The 18992-nt window shown below is 70.1% G+C and carries 17 protein-coding genes; 14 read left to right on the forward strand and 3 right to left on the reverse strand.

Going from position 1 to position 18992, the window contains the following annotated elements; genetic code table 11:
• Positions 1-96: 96 nt before the first annotated feature.
• Entirely contained in the window at positions 97-270 is a 174-nt protein-coding gene (locus A5728_RS14340) for a hypothetical protein (RefSeq protein ID WP_179861313.1), read from the reverse strand.
• A 342-nt stretch (positions 271-612) separates the two neighbouring features.
• On the opposite strand from A5728_RS14340, the gene A5728_RS13005 reads away from it, so the two are divergent.
• The 3 genes from A5728_RS13005 to A5728_RS13015 all read left to right on the forward strand — a co-directional run bounded on the left by A5728_RS13005 (position 613) and on the right by A5728_RS13015 (position 4327).
• Positions 613-1347, forward strand: coding sequence for a glutamine amidotransferase (locus A5728_RS13005; protein WP_064847463.1), 735 nt, complete (start codon positions 613-615; stop codon positions 1345-1347).
• A 216-nt stretch (positions 1348-1563) separates the two neighbouring features.
• Positions 1564-2898 carry a CPBP family intramembrane glutamic endopeptidase gene (locus tag A5728_RS13010; RefSeq protein WP_156523470.1) on the forward strand — a complete coding sequence of 445 codons (1335 nt, stop codon included), beginning with the start codon at positions 1564-1566 and terminating at the stop codon, positions 2896-2898.
• Positions 2888-4327, forward strand: coding sequence for a M18 family aminopeptidase (locus A5728_RS13015; protein WP_082943487.1), 1440 nt, complete (start codon positions 2888-2890; stop codon positions 4325-4327). The genes A5728_RS13010 and A5728_RS13015 overlap by 11 nt, the downstream gene beginning before the upstream one ends.
• Before the next feature lie 91 nt (positions 4328-4418).
• Here A5728_RS13015 and A5728_RS13020 read toward each other — a convergent pair whose 3' ends face one another.
• Positions 4419-5834 carry a glyceraldehyde-3-phosphate dehydrogenase gene (locus tag A5728_RS13020; RefSeq protein ID WP_144999321.1) on the reverse strand — a complete coding sequence of 472 codons (1416 nt, stop codon included), beginning with the start codon at positions 5832-5834 and terminating at the stop codon, positions 4419-4421.
• A 205-nt stretch (positions 5835-6039) separates the two neighbouring features.
• Here A5728_RS13020 and A5728_RS13025 point away from each other — a divergent pair, with 205 nt between their 5' ends.
• From A5728_RS13025 to A5728_RS13065, 10 genes are all read left to right on the forward strand, one after another.
• Entirely contained in the window at positions 6040-6972 is a 933-nt protein-coding gene (locus A5728_RS13025; protein ID WP_064847465.1) for a carbohydrate kinase, read from the forward strand.
• A gap of 71 nt (positions 6973-7043) precedes the next feature.
• Positions 7044-7565, forward strand: coding sequence for a YbhB/YbcL family Raf kinase inhibitor-like protein (locus A5728_RS13030; RefSeq protein WP_064847466.1), 522 nt, complete (start codon positions 7044-7046; stop codon positions 7563-7565).
• Between the two features lie 3 nt (positions 7566-7568).
• Positions 7569-8438: an HAD family hydrolase gene (locus A5728_RS13035; RefSeq protein WP_064847467.1), complete on the forward strand. Its 870-nt coding sequence runs from the start codon at positions 7569-7571 to the stop codon at positions 8436-8438.
• The gene (locus A5728_RS13040) at positions 8431-9333 is read left to right on the forward strand and encodes a glycerophosphodiester phosphodiesterase family protein (protein WP_064847468.1); all 903 of its coding nucleotides are present in this window, start codon (positions 8431-8433) and stop codon (positions 9331-9333) included. The genes A5728_RS13035 and A5728_RS13040 overlap by 8 nt, the downstream gene beginning before the upstream one ends.
• Before the next feature lie 240 nt (positions 9334-9573).
• The gene (locus A5728_RS14345; protein ID WP_156523471.1) at positions 9574-9753 is read left to right on the forward strand and encodes a hypothetical protein; all 180 of its coding nucleotides are present in this window, start codon (positions 9574-9576) and stop codon (positions 9751-9753) included.
• A gap of 120 nt (positions 9754-9873) precedes the next feature.
• Positions 9874-11541: an ABC transporter substrate-binding protein gene (locus A5728_RS13045; RefSeq protein ID WP_231885658.1), complete on the forward strand. Its 1668-nt coding sequence runs from the start codon at positions 9874-9876 to the stop codon at positions 11539-11541.
• Between the two features lie 4 nt (positions 11542-11545).
• Positions 11546-12502, forward strand: a complete 957-nt coding sequence (locus A5728_RS13050) for an ABC transporter permease (protein WP_064847469.1) — start codon at positions 11546-11548, stop codon at positions 12500-12502.
• Positions 12499-13710, forward strand: coding sequence for an ABC transporter permease (locus A5728_RS13055; RefSeq protein ID WP_231885659.1), 1212 nt, complete (start codon positions 12499-12501; stop codon positions 13708-13710). Before A5728_RS13050 ends, A5728_RS13055 begins: the two co-directional genes overlap by 4 nt.
• Positions 13710-15596 (forward strand): ABC transporter ATP-binding protein, encoded by a 1887-nt coding sequence (locus A5728_RS13060; RefSeq protein ID WP_082943488.1) that lies wholly within the window; start codon positions 13710-13712, stop codon positions 15594-15596. The genes A5728_RS13055 and A5728_RS13060 overlap by 1 nt, the downstream gene beginning before the upstream one ends.
• A gap of 9 nt (positions 15597-15605) precedes the next feature.
• Positions 15606-16772 carry a serine hydrolase domain-containing protein gene (locus A5728_RS13065; RefSeq protein WP_082943489.1) on the forward strand — a complete coding sequence of 389 codons (1167 nt, stop codon included), beginning with the start codon at positions 15606-15608 and terminating at the stop codon, positions 16770-16772.
• On the opposite strand, the gene A5728_RS13070 is transcribed toward A5728_RS13065, so the two are convergent.
• Positions 16705-17673: a LysR family transcriptional regulator gene (locus A5728_RS13070; protein ID WP_064847470.1), complete on the reverse strand. Its 969-nt coding sequence runs from the start codon at positions 17671-17673 to the stop codon at positions 16705-16707. The genes A5728_RS13065 and A5728_RS13070 overlap by 68 nt on opposite strands.
• Positions 17674-17947: 274 nt before the next feature.
• On the opposite strand from A5728_RS13070, the gene A5728_RS13075 reads away from it, so the two are divergent.
• The gene (locus tag A5728_RS13075) at positions 17948-18970 is read left to right on the forward strand and encodes a YeiH family protein (protein ID WP_064847471.1); all 1023 of its coding nucleotides are present in this window, start codon (positions 17948-17950) and stop codon (positions 18968-18970) included.
• Positions 18971-18992: the final 22 nt, after the last annotated feature.

The following is an 18992-nucleotide window of genomic DNA, read 5'->3' on the forward strand; positions in this document are numbered from 1 at the left end:
CGGTCCCCGGGTGGGGGTCCGGCCACCGCACGTGAAGGACATGTGCGAACCGCGCCCCTCCGCTCATCGCGTGAGGACACGGTTGGCGGCGGAAAATCAGTGCTCGCCCGCGGTCCCGGACTTCTTGGAGTCCAGGGGCGCCGGGACCACTTCACCGGATGCGATAATGCACGGGATCTCGTTGCCCTCGGAGTCCACGAGCTTACCATCCTTGACGGTGTCACCTTCCCGCAGGTGATTCTGGAGGTGCTCGATGGATGCGATGGGCACGAAGCGCGGCGGGGCCTCGACCCGTACGGGCGCCCGGACACGAGTTCCTCGATCCAGCGCTGGACGTCCAGGGCCGGTCGTACGGCCGCGAGGGCGGCCTCACGATCGAGGCTGTTGAACTCGGTCAGATCCACGATTCGTCCTCCTCTGGCATTTCGTGATATGAAATTTAAATTTCATTCAAGAACAGTGAACTGGACCACACAGGGTAAGTCAAGGAGAGGAACCACGTTTCTTCGGAGTAACCGCCGGACTCTTCCACGGGTGTCATCGAAGCGTCGGAAAGCGGCCTCGTCCCCGGGCAGTTTGCATCCCGAGGCCCCCGTGACATAGGTGTAAGCCATGAAACCGTTCGTGCTGCTGGCCACCCGTGATGACAACGTCCTCGCGGACGAGGAATACCGGGCCGTGGCCCACTTCGGGGGCCTCGAAGAGGACCAACTCGAACGCATCCGTCTGGAGTCCGGTGAGTGGCCCGCGCTGGACCTGGACAGGTACAGCGGGATCATCGTGGGCGGGTCGCCGTTCAACTCCTCGGACCCGCCGGAGGAGAAGTCCAGGGCGCAGCGCGTCGCTGAGACCTGGATCAGCGCCCTGCTGGACGACGTCGTGGCCCGAGACTTCCCGTTCCTCGGCGCGTGCTACGGCGTGGGCACCCTGGGGATCCACCAGGGGGCCAAGGTGGACCGGTCGTGCCACGAGGACGTGGGTCCCATCACCGTGAGCGTGACCGACGAGGGGGCTCGGGATCCCCTACTCGTGCAACTGCCCCGTGAGTTCACCGCGTACGTGGGGCACAAGGAGGGCACCCGCGTGCTGCCGCCCAACGCGGTGCTGCTCGCCACCGGGACCGCGTGCCACGTGCAGATGTACCGGATCAAGAACAACCTCTACGCCACCCAGTTCCACCCCGAACTGGACCCCGAGGGGCTCGTGAGCCGCGTGCGCGCGTACAAGGACTTGGGGTACTTCCGGCCCGAGGACACAGACACCGTGATCGACCGGGTGGTCAACGGCCCCGCCGTGGACCAGGCCCCACGGATCCTACGGGCGTTCGTGGAGCGTTACCGGCGTTGACCCGCCCGGGTCGAGGCGTCCGATCACGAGCCCGGTCGTCAACGCCCGGGGGCGGGCCACCCGGGACTTCCGGTACCACCGGGCGGATCCGCCTCGGGCTGGCATCTCATACCGCGGTCGGAATTCGCCGGTTCTCCGTCGGAGCCACCCCGGATTCACGGCCAGCGCCCTGCACAGAGGGCCCTGAGCGTCCCCCGTGACGGCTACCGTGGAGTCATGAGTCACGCCAGCGCACCGTGGTCCCGTCCGTCGCCCCCCGTCCAGGATCCGCCACGGACCCGTAGCCTCTTCTACCACCGTTTGGCGCACGCGGACCCCCGCCACCGCTGGTGGATGCCGCTCGTGGAGGGGCTCATCCTGCTGGCCGTCCTCCTGCTCCTGACCATCGTATTCCTGCTCGTCATGGTCTTCGCGGCCCCGGAGCGGATCGACGGGGACCTGCTGGCCATGAACCAGCTGGACCCCGTGGTGTTCTTCATCCTCTTCGGCTCCGTGGTCCTCATGCTCCCAAGCGCCCTGCTGGCCCGGCTGGTGCTCGGCCCGCGTCCCCTGGGGCTGATCTTCTCCGTGACCGGGCGGATCCGGTGGAAGTGGCTGCTCACGTGCGTCGTGGCGGCGGTCGCGATCTACGCCCTGATCAACGCGATCGCCGTGGGCCTGGAACTCGCCGCGGGCGGCAGGCCCGTGTCCTTGCAACCGGCCCCCGGTTTCTGGTGGCTCATGGCCTCGCTGATCTTCGTGGTCCCCCTGCAGTGCGCGGCGGAGGAGGTCGTGTTCCGCGGCTACCTGGCCCAGACCATCGGCCGGTGGCTCAAGCACCCCGCGTGGGCCATCCTGCTCCCGGTGCCGCTGTTCGTGCTCGGTCACGCGTACGACATCTGGGGGCAGCTCTCGGTGGGGATCATGGCCGTGGCCATGGGCATCATCACGTGGCGCACCGGTGGTCTGGAAGCGGCGATCGCACTGCACGCCGTGAACAACATGACGGTGTCCCTCATGGCCATGGTGGGGCTCACGGACATGAACGACACCTCCGGGGCGCCCACAGACCTGATCGCGGTGACGCTGATCAACGGTGGTTACGTGGCACTCGTGTTCTGGCTCGTGCGCCGCAACCGGTCCGTGGCCGTGACTCGCACGATCGTCCTGCCGCCACTCCCGCAACCGGCCCGGCTTCCCGAGCTCGGCCACCGGCCCTCTCGGTTGGCCGAGGACGCCTCGGGCCTGGCGGCCTACGTCCTGGACCCGGCCACGCAGCGCTACCTGGTCCTGCCGCCGCAGTACGGTCCGTACTCCGTGCGGGACGGGCAGGGCCGCTACGTGGGTCTGCTGGACACCCGCACCGCTCACGGCGCGCACACGGGGGACGACGTCGCTCCCGCAGTGCCGGGCGAGCCCTCGGGCGATACCTCGAGCGAGAGCACTTCCCGGCCCAACGGTTCCGACCCACACGGTACGGCGACGCCTCCCTCGCCCGGTGCAACGCCGCCGCCCGCAACCCCGGGCGAGTGGGATGTCGCCCCCACCTACACTGGGCGTCATGACGGATAGCTCGCACGAATCCACTACCCCGGCCGACCCCGCCAACGGAACGCCGGAGCCCGGCCCCGGAACTCCGGAGGCCGGCTTCGCGTGTGCACTGGGTGAGTGCATCACGGCCTCGCCCAGCTCGTTCCACGCCGTGGCCACGGCTGCCGCCGCGCTCGACGCCGCGGGGTTCACCGCCCTGGACGAGACCCGGCCGTGGTCGGACCTGTCCGCGGGCGGCTACTACACCGTGCGCGACGGCGCCCTGATCGCGTGGGTGATCCCGTCCGGTGCCGCACCGGGTGCGGGGTACCGGATCCTGGGGGCTCACACCGATTCGCCGGGGTTCAAGCTCAAGCCCCGACCCACCACCGTGACGCACCGGTGGTACCAGGCGGGTGTGGAGATCTACGGCGGTCCCCTGTTGAACTCGTGGTTGGACCGGGATCTGCGCTTCGCCGGTCGGCTCGTGGTGCGTGGCCGTGACGGCGGGACCCGGCAGGTCCTCACCGCGACCGGCCCCGTGGCCCGGATCCCGCAGTTGGCGATCCACCTGGACCGCAGCGCGAACGAGGGTCTCACGCTCGACAAGCAGCGTCACGTGCAACCCGTGTGGGGAGTGGGGCAGGACCAGGACACGGACGTCCTGACCGTGCTCGCGGATGCCGCGAACGAGTCGCGCGGAACGCGCCGGACGACCGTGACAGGTGCACCGGGTGCCCCGGCCGGCGACGATGCGTCGGCCGAACCGATCACGGCGTCGGACATTCTCGGCTACGACATCGTCGTCGCGGACTCCCAGGCCCCGGAACTCATCGGCGCGCAGCGCACGCTGCTCGCGAGCGGCCGCCTGGACAACCTGACCTCCGTGTTCGCGGGCCTGCGTGCCCTGATGGAACAAGCCCACGACCTCGAGAGCGCGGAGCACGTGAGCGTGCTCGCCGCGTTCGACCACGAGGAGGTCGGTTCGGCCACCCGCTCGGGCGCCGCCGGCCCGTTCCTCGAGGACGTGCTCGTGCGCATCAGCGCCGCGCGGGGCGAGACCACGGACGAATACCGGCGCTCGCTCGCGGCCTCCGTGTGCTTGTCCTCGGACGCGGGGCACCTGGTGCACCCCAATTACCAGGGTCACCACGATCCCGTGAACACCCCCGAGCCCGGGGGAGGGCCCCTGCTCAAGATCAACGCGCAGCAGCGCTACACGACCGATGCCACGGGTGCGGCCGAATGGGCCCGGGTGTGCGAACGGGCCGGAGTGACTTACCAGGAGTTCGTCTCCAACAACACCGTGCCGTGCGGCTCGACCATCGGACCCATCACCGCGACCCGTCTGGGCATCCGCACGCTGGACGTGGGCGTGGGGCTGCTGTCCATGCACTCGGCGCGCGAGCTCGTGCACACCGGGGACCTGTACGCCCTGTACCGGGCGGTCGCCGCGTTCTGGCGCCCGTGAGCGCAATGACGCCGCCCCGGCGACCTTCACGCGGAAGGTGGCCGGGGCGGCGGCGTCGTCGAGCGTACCAGCGGCGCGCGGGACCTGACCCTTACGGGAGTTGGAGCATGGAGATGTCCGCCATGCGGGCCATCACGCGCACCACCTGGCACGAGTAACCGAACTCGTTGTCGTACCAGACGTAGAGCACCACGGAGTTGTTGTTCACGATGGTCGCGAGCCCGTCCACCACACCGGCGCGGCGGGAGCCCACGAGGTCCGTGGAGACCACGTCCGGGGAGTCCACGTAGTCGATCTGCTTGCGCAGGGGCGAGTTCAGCGAGATGTCCTTGAGGAACTCGTTGATCTGGTCCTTGGACTCCGGGGCGTTCTCCAACTGCAGGTTGAGGATCGCCATGGACACGTCCGGGGTGGGGACGCGGATCGCGTTACCGGTGAGCTTGCCCTTCATCACGGGCAGCGCCTTGGCCACCGCCTTGGCGGCACCGGTCTCGGTGATGACCATGTTCAGGGCGGCGGAACGGCCGCGGCGGTCACCCTTGTGCCAGTTGTCGATCAGGTTCTGGTCGTTGGTGTAGGAGTGCACGGTCTCCACGTGACCCTGGATGATCCCGTACTCGTCGTTGAGGACCTTGATCACGGGTGTGATGGCGTTCGTGGTGCAGGACGCCGCGGAGAGGATGGTGTCCTCCGGGGAGATGTCCTTGTCGTTCACGCCGCACACGATGTTCTTCATGTCGCCCTTACCGGGGGCCGTCAGCAGGACCTTGCCCACACCCTTGGACTGCAGGTGCTGGGAGAGGCCTTCCTCGTCACGCCACACGCCGGTGTTGTCCACGACCAGGGCGTTGTCGATCCCGTACTCGGTATAGTCGATCTCCGCCGGGGAGTTGGCGTAGATGAATTGGATCGGCACACCGTTGGCGGTGATCACGTTCTTGTCCTCGTCCACGGTAATGGTCCCGTTGAAGGGGCCGTGCACCGAGTCGCGGCGCAGCAGCGAGGCGCGCTTGACGAGGTCGTTGCCGGGCTTGCGGCGCACCACCACGGCGCGCAGGTTCAGCCCGGTGCCGTCGTTGCGGTTGAGCAGGATGCGCGCGAGCAGGCGCCCGATGCGCCCGAAGCCGTAGAGCACGACGTCGCGGGACCCGGGTTCGTTGCGCCCGCGCTGGTCCACGGCGGGAGCAAGGGCCTCGCGCAGGTACGCCTGCAGGTCACCGCTGCCGGCCACGGTGTAGCCCTGGTAGAGCTTGGCCACGTCCACGTTGCACACGCCGAGGTTGAGCTCGCCCAGCGTGTGGACGATCTGGAGGGTCTTGTCGATGGGCATTTCCTCGCCCAGGATGCGGCGCGTGAAGCGGTGGACCTTGATGATCTCCGTGACGGACTTGTGGACCAGGGAACGGCCGAACACCGTGGTGACCACCTTGTTGCCGCGGTGCAGCTGACCCACCAGGGGGACCAGCTGCTCGGCAAGGGCTTCTCGTTCGGACCACGTGGCGCTCATGAGCATCCTTCTTCCTCGGCCCGGACGTCGTCGTGAGGGCCGTGTTGGGGGTCGCGCGGCGGTGCGCTGACTCGGGTGATGGCGCGCGCGGGAGCGGCGCTGCTCGTCGTGGCCCCAAGTTTACGGTGCGCGGGGGGGCTTCTCCCGCCCGTGCGGCGTCGTGACAGCCCCGGTGACTCCCCGCACCCTTTGCTAACGTGGGGTCATGTTGACGGTGATCGGTGAGGCCCTCGTGGACGTGGTGTCCCGCGAGGGTGAAGAACCCCGGGCCCACGTGGGTGGCAGCCCCATGAACGTGGCCGTGGGACTGGCCCGGCTGGGTCACGACGTCCAGTTCCTGGGCCGCTACGGCCGGGACGAGTACGGCCGTCAGGTGGCCGATCACCTCACGGGCAACGGGGTGCGGTTGCCGTTCGACGCGGACGCCCTGCCCACCTCCGTGGCCCAGGCGACCCTGGATGAGACCGGTGCCGCGAGCTACGACTTCCAACTCGACTGGTCCCTGGACATCTCCCCGGAGCGGATCGACGAGCTCCTGCGGGACACCGACGCCCTGCACGCCGGATCCATCGGGGCCATGCTGGAACCCGGCGCCACCGTGGTGGGTCAGGCACTCGAACGCGCTCGCGGCCACGCATTGATCTCCTACGACCCCAATTGCCGCCCGTCCATCATCCCGGACTCCTCGGACGCGCGCGCCCGTGCGGAGAAGATCGTGGCGCTGTCCCACGTGATCAAGGCCTCCGACGAGGACCTGTTGTGGCTCTACCCGCACCGCAGCATCGAGGACTCCGCGCGTGCGTGGCTCAAGGCCGGAGCACGGCTTGTGGTCGTGACCCGCGGGGTCATGGGGCCGTGGGCTGTCAGTCGCGGCACCGGACGCGATGGCGTGGAGGTCCCCGCCGCCCGGGTCACCGTCGCGGACACCGTGGGCGCGGGTGACTCCTTCATGGCGGCCCTGCTCTCGGGGCTCGCGGACCGGAGCATCCTGGGCCCCACTGCGGCGAGCGCCCTCGACGAGTTGGACAGCGCGCAACTCACGGAGCTGTTGCGCCACGCCGCGGCCGCTGCCGGGGTCACGGTCTCGCGCTCCGGCGCGGATCTGCCCACGCGCGCGGACCTGATCGACCACGCCTGATCCGCCGCTTTCCCGTGGCCGTGCGAGGCCCCCAGCTGTGTCATGACCGTAACGAGGAAAGGAACGCTCCCATGTACGACCGTCACCCCTACGCCGATCTGCCCGAACTGCCCACGTTCACAGTGACGTCCACGGACGTGGCCGAGGGCGAGAGCATGAACACGCCCCAGGTCTCCGGGATCATGGGCGCCGGAGGAGAGGACGTCTCCCCGCAGCTGTCGTGGAGCGGTGCCCCGGAGGGCACCCGTTCCTACGTGGTCACGATGTTCGACCCGGATGCCCCCACCCCCAGCGGGTTCTGGCACTGGTGCCTGTCCAACATTCCGGCGGACGTCACCGAACTGGCGACCGGGGCGGCGTCGAACCCGCCCGAGGGCGCCGTGAAGCACCGCAACGACGGCGGCACGGACGAATACCTGGGCGCCGCACCCCCCGAGGGCCACGGCCCGCACCGCTACATCGTCTGCGTCACGGCCGTGGACGTCCCCGAGCTCGAGGTGGACGAGTCCGCGAGCCCCGCAGTGGTCAACTTCAACCTGTTCTCGCACGCCCTGGGACGCGCGTTCCTCACGCCCGTCTACGAAGTGAAGTAGCCCGTGGCGCCGGAACACGCCGCGGACCAGCCACCTGTCCGGCTCATCGCGAGTGACCTGGACGGGACAGTGCTGGGCCGTGACTTCCGGTTCCGGCCGCGCACCGTCGCCGCGATCACCGCCGCGCGGGACGCCGGGATTCACGTGGTCTTCGTGACCGGGCGCCCCATGCGGTGGTTGGACCCCCTGCACGAACAACTCGATGACGTGGGGGTCGTGATCTGCTCCAACGGGGCGGTGATCTACGATCCCGGCGCGGAGCGTGTCCTGGAGGCGAGCCTGTTCGACGTGAGCGAGGCCCTGCCCGTCATGGCGGACGTGGCCCGCGAGTTCCCGGATTCTCTGTTCGCCGCGGAGACCCTGGAGCGCGTCTACACGGATCACGGGTGGTCCCGTACGGACCGTATGGAGATCCGCCACATCACCGAAGCGCCCGTGAAGGAGTCGCTCGCGCCCGGCACCGAGGTGGTCAAGCTGTTGGCCAAGCTGGACGGCGCCGATCCCAATCGGTACTTCGAGCACGTCCGCGAGATCGTGGCGGGGCGGTTGTCCGTGACGCATTCGGTGGCCGCCGCACCCCTCGTCGAAATGGGGCAGCGCGGGCTCACCAAGGCCCGCACGCTCGAACACTTCGCCGCGGAGCACGGCATCTCCCACCGGGAGGTCATGGCCTTCGGGGACATGCCCAACGACCTCGAGATGCTCACGTGGGCCGAGCGCGGCTACGCCATGGCGGACGGGCACCCGCACGTGGTCGCCACGGTGGGACGCACCGCACCGGCGTTCACCGAGGACGGCGTAGCGCAGGTGATCGAGGCCTACCTGGAGCACGAGCACATCGTTCCCGTGGCCCGGGAGGGTCGCCGTGTCTGAGTCGTCCCGTTCCGTTCCGGCCGCCCGCCAGGACCCCGGTGCACGGCGGCACCCCGCCGCGCTCGCCCACCGTGGGTTCTCCCCGGACGGTCACGAGAACACGCTGGCCGCGTTCCGGGCCGCCGCGGAGCTCGGTTTCGTGTGGCTCGAGACAGACGTGCACACGACCCTGGACGGCGTGGTCGTGGCATTCCACGACCCCACGTTGGAGCGCGTCACGGGCACGAGCGGCAACGTCAACGACCTCACGTGGGAGCAACTGCGGGAAGTGCGCATCGGCGGCACCGAGGAGATCCCCACGCTCACCGAGCTGCTGCGGGCGCTGCCCGAGGCGTGCCTGAACATCGACGTCAAGGACGAGGCGTCCGTCGCCGCCCTGCCCGGGGTCGTGGCGCGCGAGCACGCCGCGCACCGGTTGCGCGTCACGTCCTTCTCCGAATCACGACGACGCCGCGCGCTCGCAGGGATCACCCGGCTTACCGGGCGGCGCGCCAAGACCTCCGCGGGAACGCTCGGCACAGCGGGGTTCCTCGCCGTCGCCGCGGTCGCGCCCCTCACCGACAAGGTCTCGCCGCGGGTCGCGCACGCGCTGTGGGCGGCCCACCGGGCAGCGTGGTCCCGCGTGGTCGCACCCTTCGACACGCTGCAGTTGCCAGAGCGGCACACCGTGGAGCTGCCCCTGGGGCGGCGGGTGACCGTGCGGATCGTGACGCGGCAGTTCCTGGACCTTGCCCACCGGGAGGGTCTGCGCGTGCAGGTGTGGACCGTCAACGACCCCGCGGACATGGACCGGCTGCTCGACCTCGGGGTGGACGGGCTGATCACCGATCGCGCGGACCTGCTCCGGGACGTGCTCCTCCGCCGGGGACAGTGGCCGCCTGATCCCCAGGACTGATGCCCAGCGCTGACGCGGGCGCGGTCCCGTGCGGCGTGGATGCGCCTGGCCGCTGCGACCCGTGACCACCCCGGCGCAGGGCGAAGAGCGTTCGACGCGCTTCGTCAAGGTGCCACGCTTCACTCGTTCGGTGCCCCAACACGGTAGCGTGGAACGTGATCGAGGCCACGAGCGGGCTGGCAAGCACCCCGTGCGCCGCGAGACCCGCTCCGACGAGACCAGGGAGGCCACGTGCACTGCATGCGCCAGAGCCCTGACCTCGTCCTTCCCGCCGGTAGCCGTCTGGGCGGGACTCGGAAGCCCTCCCGCCGCGGCGGTGCACGCCGTTCGCAGCCCGAGATCTACCGTCGTCGGCTCACCGCTCAGACGCCCGTGCGGAGACACCGCGTGGTGGCCGCGCGCCTCAGCAAGATCCCGTAGCTGGCTCTGCGCCGCTCGGCACTCCCTCCGTGGGCTGCCGCGCCCTCCCCTTCCGCCGCTCTGCGTCGCTGCCTCTGCGCACGACGACCATGCCCGCGACCACGCCGCCTGCGAGGAACCATGAATCCACTGCCACCCCCTATCCAGCCACCCGAACGTAGGGCTGCCCCCGGCCGCGCTGCGGCCCCGCACGAGGTCGCAGCGTCCCCCGCCGTGGGTGCCGTGCTGCGCTCGGCGGTGTCCCGGAGGGGTTTCATGGGCCTGGGCGCCGCTGCGGCGTCGTTGGCCCTCGCCGGGTGCGGCAGTGGAAGCCAGCCCGGAGCGGGGACGGCCCGGGCCACGGGTGAACCGCAGCGTGGAGGCACTCTGCGGGTCGGAATGACCGGGGGCGGCGCGTCCGACAGCCTGGACGCCCACGCACCCGTGGTCACCGCGGACGGTGGGCGCGTGATGGGGCTGTACGACCGGCTCTACGAGTTCGACCCCGACTACAAACTGGTCCCCGGCCTGGCGGAATCCGCAGAGCCCCGCAAGGGCGGGCGCGAGTGGGTGTTCCGGCTGCGGGAGGGCGTGCGCTTCCACGACGGCAGGCCCCTCACGCCCCAGGATGTGGTGGCCACGTTCGAGCGGATCACCGACCCCGACGACCCCAAGACAGGTGCCTCCGCTCTCGCTCTGCTCGAGCGCACCGTGGCGGTGGACGAGCGGACGGTGCGGTTCGAGCTGAAGGAACCGGACGCGTCCCTGGTGGACTCGATCGCCCAGAACTCGATGGGGATCGTGCCCGCGGACTACGATCCCGCCAAGCCCGTGGGCACCGGGCCGTTCACCCTCGGCTCGTTCGAGCCCGGCCAGGTGACCGTGCTCAAGCGCAACCCGGACTACTGGAGCGAACCGCCCTACGTGGACGAGGTCCATCTGCTGAACTTCAACGACCAGGACGCACTGGTCAACGCGCTGCTCTCCACCCAGGTGGACGTGGTGGGTCAGCTGCCGCTGGCTTTGGTGGACGTGGTCAACACGGACCCGCGGTTGCACACGGTGCTCTCCGAGACGGGCAACTGGCTGCCGTTCACCATGCGCGTGGACACCGCCCCGTTCGACGACGCCCGGGTGCGCGAGGCATTCCGGCTGGTGGTGGACCGCGGGCAGATGGTGGAGCAGGTCTTCTCCGGCCACGGCTCGGTGGGCAACGACATGTACTCGCCGTTCGACCCCGGCACGCCCACGCTGCCGCAGCGAACGCGGGACATCGCGAAGGCGAAGAAGCTCCTGGCGGAGGCGGGCCATCCCGACGGTCTGGAGGTCGAGCTGGTCACCGCCCCCATCCAGTCGGGCGCCGTGGAGGCCGCCCAGGTCTTCGCGGAGCAGGCGGCCGAGGCTGGGATCACCGTGAAGCTGCGCCGCGTGGACAGCACCACGTTCTTCGGGGACGGGTACTTGAAGTACCCCTTCTCGCAGGACTTCTGGTACACCCGCAACTTCCTGTCCCAGACAGCGCAGGGCACCGTTCCGGGAGCCCCGTTCAACGAGACCCACGAGGCGGACCCGGAGTTCCGGGCCCTGTACAAGAAGGCCCGAGCCACGATGGACGAGAAGCAGCGCAACCAGCTCATCCAGGACGCGCAGAAGGTGCTCCACGACCGGGGCGGATACATCGCGTGGGGGTTCTTCAACCAGGCGGACGCCTACCAGAACTACGTGGGCGGTGGCTTCGGCCACCGCATCGGCATGCCCGTGTGCGGGTTCCACATGCGCCACCTGTGGATCGACCAGGAAGGGAAGTGATCGTGTGACCGCCATGATCCTGAAACGGCTGGGGGTCTCCGTCTTCGTGCTGCTGGCGGTGTCCCTGCTGGTGTTCGTGTTCACCCTCCTGCTCCCGGGCGATCCGGCCCAGGCAATCCTCGGGCAGCAGGCCACCCCGGAACGGCTGGCCGCGCTGCGCGAGCAGCTGCAGCTCAACGATCCCTGGTACGTCCGCTACCTCACGTGGCTGGGCGGGCTGTTCGTGGGAAACCTGGGAACCTCCGCGGCCACGGGCGGCTCCGTGAACGCCCTGCTGGCCAGCAAGGTGTCCGCCTCCCTGGTGCTGATGGTGATCGCAGCCGTGATCGCGATCCCCGTGGGCCTGCTGCTCGGCACATGGTCCGCCATGCGCCAGAGCCGCGCCTCGGACCAGGCGCTCACCGGCCTCTCGCTCGTGCTGGCGGCGCTGCCCGAGTTCGTGATCGGCGTGGCGCTGACCACGCTGTTGTCCACGACCGTGTTCCGCTTGCTGCCCTCGGTCACGATGGCCGCGCCGGGCACGCGTGTGTGGGACTACCCGCTACAACTGATCCTGCCCACCCTGACCCTGATCCTGGTGGTGGTGCCCTACATGATCCGCATGACCCGCACCACCATGGCGGACGTTCTGGACTCCGGGTACGTGGAGATGGCCCGGCTCAAGGGGCTGCCCGAACGCCAGGTGATCTTCAAACATGCCCTCCCGCACGCCGTAGGGCCCGTGGCCCAGGTGGTGGCCATGCAGCTCGCGTGGCTCGCCGGGGGCATTGTGGTGGTCGAGTTCCTCTTCCGCTATCCCGGACTCGGCCAGGCCATGGTCGATGCCGTGAACACCCGTGACGTGCAGGTGGTCCAGGCGCTGTCCATGATCATCGCCGCGTTCTACGTGGTCGTGAACCTGATCGCGGACGTGATCGGGATCCTCGCCAACCCCAAGCTGCGGACGGAGTCCCACTCATGAGCGCGCAGGACAGGACGAGCCACCCGCCCCGGCAGACCCGGGGCACTTCGGCGGCGAGCGACGTCGTCGTGGCCGAGGACGCCCTCGCAGCAGGCGACGGCGCCGGGGGCGGCCTCGGCGCCGGGGGCGGCCTCGGCGCCGCCACCGGCTCGGGGGACGCCGGAACGGCCCCGGACTTCGACCACTCCGAGTCCCGGGGGGACGCCCGGCCGGCGTCCTTTGCGCGGCGCGTGCTCTCGCAGCCCGTTGCGAAGCTGGGCTTCGTGCTCACCGGGATCGTGCTCGTGCTGGCCGTGCTGGGGCCCTTCGTGGTACCGGCGTGGACCGGGCACACCCCCAACTCGTTCGCGGGCAAACCGTTCCAGGGCGGCGTCTTCGGCACCGACAACCTGGGCCGTGACGTGCTCTCCCGCTTCCTGGCCGGCGGCTGGCGGCTGCTGTTGTACTCGGCGCTGGCCACCGTGCTGGGCGTGGGGCTGGGTGCCGTGCTGGGCATGCTCGCCGCGTTCCGCGGGGGCTGGCTGGATGCGCTGATCATGCGCTGCGGGGACGTGCTGCTGGCCATCCCGCAGCTCGTGTTCGCCCTGCTGGCCGTGACAGTGCTGGGTCCGCAGGGGTGGGTGCTCGTGCTCGTGATCGGCGTGACCCACGCACCGCGCGTGGCCCGCGTGATCCGCGCTGCCACCGCCGGGGTGGTGGCCGAGGACTACGTGCTCGCCTCCCAGATGTATGCCGTGCCGCAGTGGAAGATCCTGACCCGGGACGTGGTCCCCAACATCATGGGCCCGCTCATGGTGGAGGTGGGGCTGCGCCTGACCTACTCGATCGGTGCGGTGGCCTCGCTGTCCTTCCTGGGTCTCGGCATGCAGCCGCCCACCCCGGACTGGGGTCTGATGATCAACGAGAACCGGATCGCCCTGTCCCTGCAGCCCTGGGGCGTGATCCTTCCCGTGCTCGCGATCGCGGTGCTCACGGTGGGCACCAACCTCATTGCCGACGCCGTGGCCGGCGCCTCGGCGGGGCGGGTCGCCTCCACGGGACCGCGGCGTTCCCGGAGGAGAGCGGCCGAGCAGGCGGCGTCGAACGGTGCTGAGAGTCCCGCGGGCGGCACGGGCAGCGCAGGAGGTACGGGCCGGGCAGGCCGCTCGAGCAGCGCAGACGCCGCGGGCGCCGCAGATGTCGGGGACACCGGGGAGAAGAGGTCGTGATGAGGAAGTCAGAGCAGAGGGCCCGCGTGGAGGGCCGCGCGTCCGTCGTTCCGAGGGCCACGGTGGAGACCGCGATCGCGGTGGAGCACCTGAGCCTGGGTGTCGTGGACGGCGGGCTGATCCTGGACGACGTCGGTTTCCGGCTGCGCCCCGGGCGGATCCTCGCCCTCGTGGGGGAATCCGGGTCCGGCAAGACCACAGCGGCGCTCGCGTGCATGAACCACCTGCGCTCTGGGCTGGAGCTGCGCGGCGGCACCGTGGAGCTGCAGGAGGGAGCGTCCCGGTTCCACCGCAAGGCCGTGGACCTGCTGACGCTCTCCGAGAAGCAGATGCGGCAGCTGCGCGGTGGCACTATCGCCTACGTGCCACAGGACCCGGCGCTGTCCCTGAACGGGTCGCTGCGCGTGGGGGAGCAGATCGCGGAGGTGTTGCGCGCCCACGAGTTCGGCCGCAACGCCCCCGAACGCGACGCCCGCGTGGCCGAGGTCCTCAGCGAGGTAGGTCTGCCCAGCGACAGCGCGTACCAGCGCCGCTTCCCGCACCAGCTCTCCGGCGGGCAGCAGCAGCGCATCGGCATCGCCATGGCGTTCGCGTGCCGCCCCGCGGTCATCATCCTGGACGAGCCCACCACCGGTCTGGACGTGGCCACCCAGGACGTCGTGCTCAAGACCATCTACCAGCTGACCACCAAGCACGACGTCGCCGGGCTCTACATCACCCACGACCTCGCCGTGGTTGCGCAGGTCGCCAACGACGTCGCCGTCATGCTGCACGGGCGGATTGTGGAGGACGGTCCCGCGGAACAGATGCTGCGCCACCCGCAGCACGCGTACACGCGTTCGCTGCTCAGCGCCGTTCCAGACATGCAGGGTGCCCGGGACATGGGCGGCGGACCCGCTGTCAGCCCCCTCGCCTCCGTGCGGGCACCGTGGGACGACGGCCGTTCCGCGGCCACCCACTTCACCGCAGACAACACCACGGCCACGCCCTGCGCCGACACGTCGGACCCTGGCTCGGCACCTTCTGAGCAGGATGCTGCTGCCGGGGAGGTCCCAGCCCCGACCGCACGTGCGGTGACGCGGGAGCGGGGCGCGGGCGGCGTCGTCGTGCCCGGGCAGGAGCACGAACCGGTCGTGCGGTTGCGGGACCTGCGCATGGCCTACGGGCAGGCGGTGATCCTGGACGGCATCAACCTGGAGCTGGAGGCCGGACAGACCACGATGCTGCTGGGTGAGTCCGGGTCCGGCAAGACCACCCTGTCCCGCAGCGTGGCGGGTCTCAACGACGACTACACGGGAGACGTGCTGCTGGACGGCGAGGTGCTTGCGCCCAGCACGCGGCGGCGCAGCAACAAGCAGCGCCGCCGGATCCAGTACGTCTTCCAGTCTCCGTTCTCGTCCCTGAACCCGCGGCGCAGCATCGGCGACTCGCTGCAGGTGCCGCTGCAGCTGGGTGGCGGGATGAACCGGGGGCAGCGCCGGGCGGCGGTGGCGGACGCGCTGGACGCGGTGCGGCTGGGGCGCAGCTACATCGACCGCCGTCCAGGAGAGCTCTCCGGTGGTGAACGGCAGCGGGCGGCCGTGGCGCGGGCGCTCGTGAACGCGCCGTCGTTGTTGGTGTGCGACGAGATCACGTCCGCGCTGGACGTGTCCGTGCAGGCGTCCGTGATCGAACTGCTGCGGGAAATCCAGCGCGAGCGCGGGCTGGCCATGCTGTTCGTGACCCACAACATCGCCCTGGCGCGGCACATCTCGCACCAGCTTGCCGTCCTGGAACGCGGCAAGCTGGTGGACTACGGCCCCACGGACACCGTGCTGCGCAACCCTCGGCACGAGTACACGCGGTCCCTGCTCGAGCACGTACCCACCCTCGAGAGCGCGGGCTGAGGTGGGACGATGACCATCCGAAGCCGGGCTGAGTTGACGACGGCGCACACGAACCTGCGCGACCCCGCCGTGAGCCGGGTGCGTGAGACCTTCGAGGAGCACCTGTCCCGCGCACACGGAGGGATGTCCTTCTGCGTGTACCGGGACGGGCGCCCGCTCATCCGGCTGCACGGGGGATCGTTCGACCGCCGGTCCTCCCCGGGGGACGCGGTCGAGCGGCCGTGGGACGAGCACACCCTGGCCGTGATGTTCTCGGGGACCAAGGGGGTCTCCGCAACCCTCGTGGCCATGGCGGTGGACCGAGGGCTGCTGGATGTGAACGAGCCCGTGGCGCGCTACTGGCCCGAGTTCGCGGCCCGCGGCAAGGAGCATGTGAGCGTGGCGCAGGTCCTCGATCACACCGTGGGACTCGTGTACACGGATCCGGAACCTCCCGCCGGGATGCTGGACGCCTCCGCGCATGCGGCGGTGCTCGCGCGGCAGGAGCCCCTGTGGGAGCCGGGGAGCAAGGTGGCGTATCACGCGGTGACGTTCGGGCACATGGTCGAGGAGTTGCTCGTGCGGGTCACGGGTTACCGCGCCGGACAGCTGCTGCGCGAGCACGTGGCCCGGCCCCACGGGCTCGAGCTGTACCTGGGACTGTCCGCCGAGCTCGAGGACCGGGTGGCTCCCGTGTTCCGCGCCCCCGGGTACGCGATCAGCACGTTCCTGGAGGATCCGCAAAGGCGCGCCATCGTGGAGCGGATGTACGGCAACGCACTGCTCGGGGAGGAACTGCCCGCCAATTCCCGCGCGTTCCACGCGAGCGGACTGGTCTCGGGAGGCGGGATCGCCGGTGCGGATGCGATTGCGCGGTTCTACTCGCTCGTGGCATCGGGTGAACGCGTGTCACCGGCGACCCTCGAGACGTTCACGCGCACGTGGTCCCACGGCAGGGACGCGGTGAACGACCGGCCCGTGGCGTTCGGGCTGGGGTTTGAGGTGCAGGACCCCCTGTGCACGTACGGCCCAGTGGAGCGGGCCTACGGTCACTCCGGTGCGGGTGGCTGTCTGCACGGGGTATGGCCGGATGCGCGGATCGGGTTCTCGTTCCACACCAACGAGATGGTCAGTGAAAACGTGGACCGCCGGGCCAAGGACCTGCTGGCCGCGCTCGCGCAGTGCGATCTGAGCTGAACGGGGAGGTGCGGTGCGCGTGCGCGGCAAGCTCCACGAGGTGCCACGCGGCGCCGTCGGTGTCCAGACCCGCGCGCCACACCGCGCGCAGATCACGGTCCAGCACGCCGCCGAACACGGGCACGCGCACCAGGTTCTCGCGCTCGACCTCCGCGGCGACGGCGAGCGCGCTGAGCACCGCTGGGCCCACCCCGGCCCGCACGGCACCGAGGACCGCCGCGTTGGAGCTGAGCTCCATGGCCGGGGGCACCGGGACGAGGGGCGCGAGCGCGGCGAGCAGTGTGCGTCGCGTTCCCGATCCTTCTTCACGCATGACCAGCGGGGTGGCCGCGAGTTCCGCAGCTGTCAAGGGCTCGGTGCGCTGACCCCACGGGTGGAGCGGGGCCACCACGACCTCCAGTCGGTCCCGAGCGACCACCGTTTCTCGCAGCCCCTCCGCGGGATCCGGGCTCTCCACGAAGCCCACGTCCACCACGCCCCGGCGCGTGCGACGCATGACTTCCGCGGAGTTGCACGCGAACAACTGCAGCTCCAGCCCCGGGTGGGAGTCCCGCAACCGGGACAACCAGGTGGGGGCCAGGTACTCGGCCACGGTCACGGATGCCGCGACCTTCACGTGCTGGGTCCACTCGAGGCGCAGTTTCTCGATCTCCGTCGTGAACCCGTCGTACTCCGCGAGGACCCTGCGGGCGCGCTCGGCCACGGCGCGGCCCTCGGGGGTGGGTCTGGACCCGGTGGGTGAGCGGTCCAGCAGGCGCAGCCGCCACATCCGCTCGGCGCGGGCCACGGCGCGTGAGACATTGGGCTGGGCCATGTCCAGCGCGCGGGCGGTCGCGCCCATGGAGTGGTGGTCCATGACGGCCACGATCACGCGCAGCAGGGAGAGATCGACCTCGGCCATATCAGCAGTGTATGACCCGATGCTCAGATCACGACTACCCGACGGGTGTTCGCGCGAGCACAGTGGAGGCATGGCAACGGGTCACGAATCTTCCCACGGCACCCCTGACGGGACAAGCGCCCTCGGCGGGGCAGGCATACTCGGTGGGACTGGTGCGCTCGCTGGGCGGGGCGCTGCCGGTGGCGCAGTCGTCCCGCGAGGAGCGGCGTCGACCTCGGCAACCGCCGCAGCCGCGGCATCGGCCATGCATCCTGTTCCAGTGGCGCGTGCGACGATGCCCGCGCCCCCGGCTGCCCCTGGCACTGAACGGCGACCGGGTTCCCGTGCTGCGGTCCTCCCCGGGCTGGCGTTCTGCGCTGTGGGCATGGCCGTATCCCTCGTGCTCGGGTGGTTGATCCCGGGGGTGAGCCCGCTGCTGATCGCGATCGTCGTGGGCGCCCTGATCGCCAACGTGGTCCGGCTGCCCCGGGTTCTGGCTCCGGGGATCGCCGTGGCCGCCAAGCGGGTCCTGCGCGTCGGCATCGTCCTGCTGGGCCTGTCCGTCTCGCTCCAGGACATCGCGGGACTCGGCTTCGGGATGATCGCGGTCGTCGTGGCCGTGGTCGGCGTGGGCATCCTGACCACGGTGTGGATCGGCGGCCTGATGGGGGTCCCGCGCGCACAGCGCCTGTTGATCGCGTGCGGGTTCTCGATCTGCGGGGCCGCCGCCGTGGCCGCGGTGGAGGGGGTCACGGACTCGGAGGACGAGGACGTCGCGACCGCCGTGGGACTCGTGGTGCTCTACGGCAGTCTGATGATCCCGGGGATCCCGCTCCTCAGCGGGGTCCTGGGGTTGACCGAACACCAGGCCGGTCTGTGGGCGGGCGGCTCGATCCACGAGGTCGCCCAGGTCGTGGCCGCGGGCGGGGCCATCGGCTCGGCGGCACTGGCGTCCGCGGTGTTGGTCAAACTGACCCGTGTGATCATGCTCGCGCCGATCATGACGATCGTGGGGATCCGGGCGCGCCGTTCGGGCACCGCCGCCCGCAACGGCAAGCGACCCCCAATCGTGCCCCTGTTCGTGGTGGGGTTCGTGCTCGCCGTGCTGGTGGCCTCGAGCGGCGTCCTCCCGGAACCGGTCATGGGAGCCCTGGGCACGCTGGAGACGTGGTGTCTCAGCATGGCGATGTTCGCGCTGGGGCTCGGGGTGAAGGCCGAGGAACTCGTGCGAGTGGGCTTCAAGCCCGTGCTGCTCGGTGCGATCTCCACGGTCGTCGTGGCGGCCACCGCCCTCGGGGGCATGCTGGTCGTCACATGAGCCCATGGTGCTGGCTAGCATG

Origin of the sequence: Kocuria sp. ICS0012 (assembly GCF_001665945.1) — a bacterium.
Classification (GTDB): Bacteria; Actinomycetota; Actinomycetes; order Actinomycetales; family Micrococcaceae; genus Kocuria; species Kocuria marina.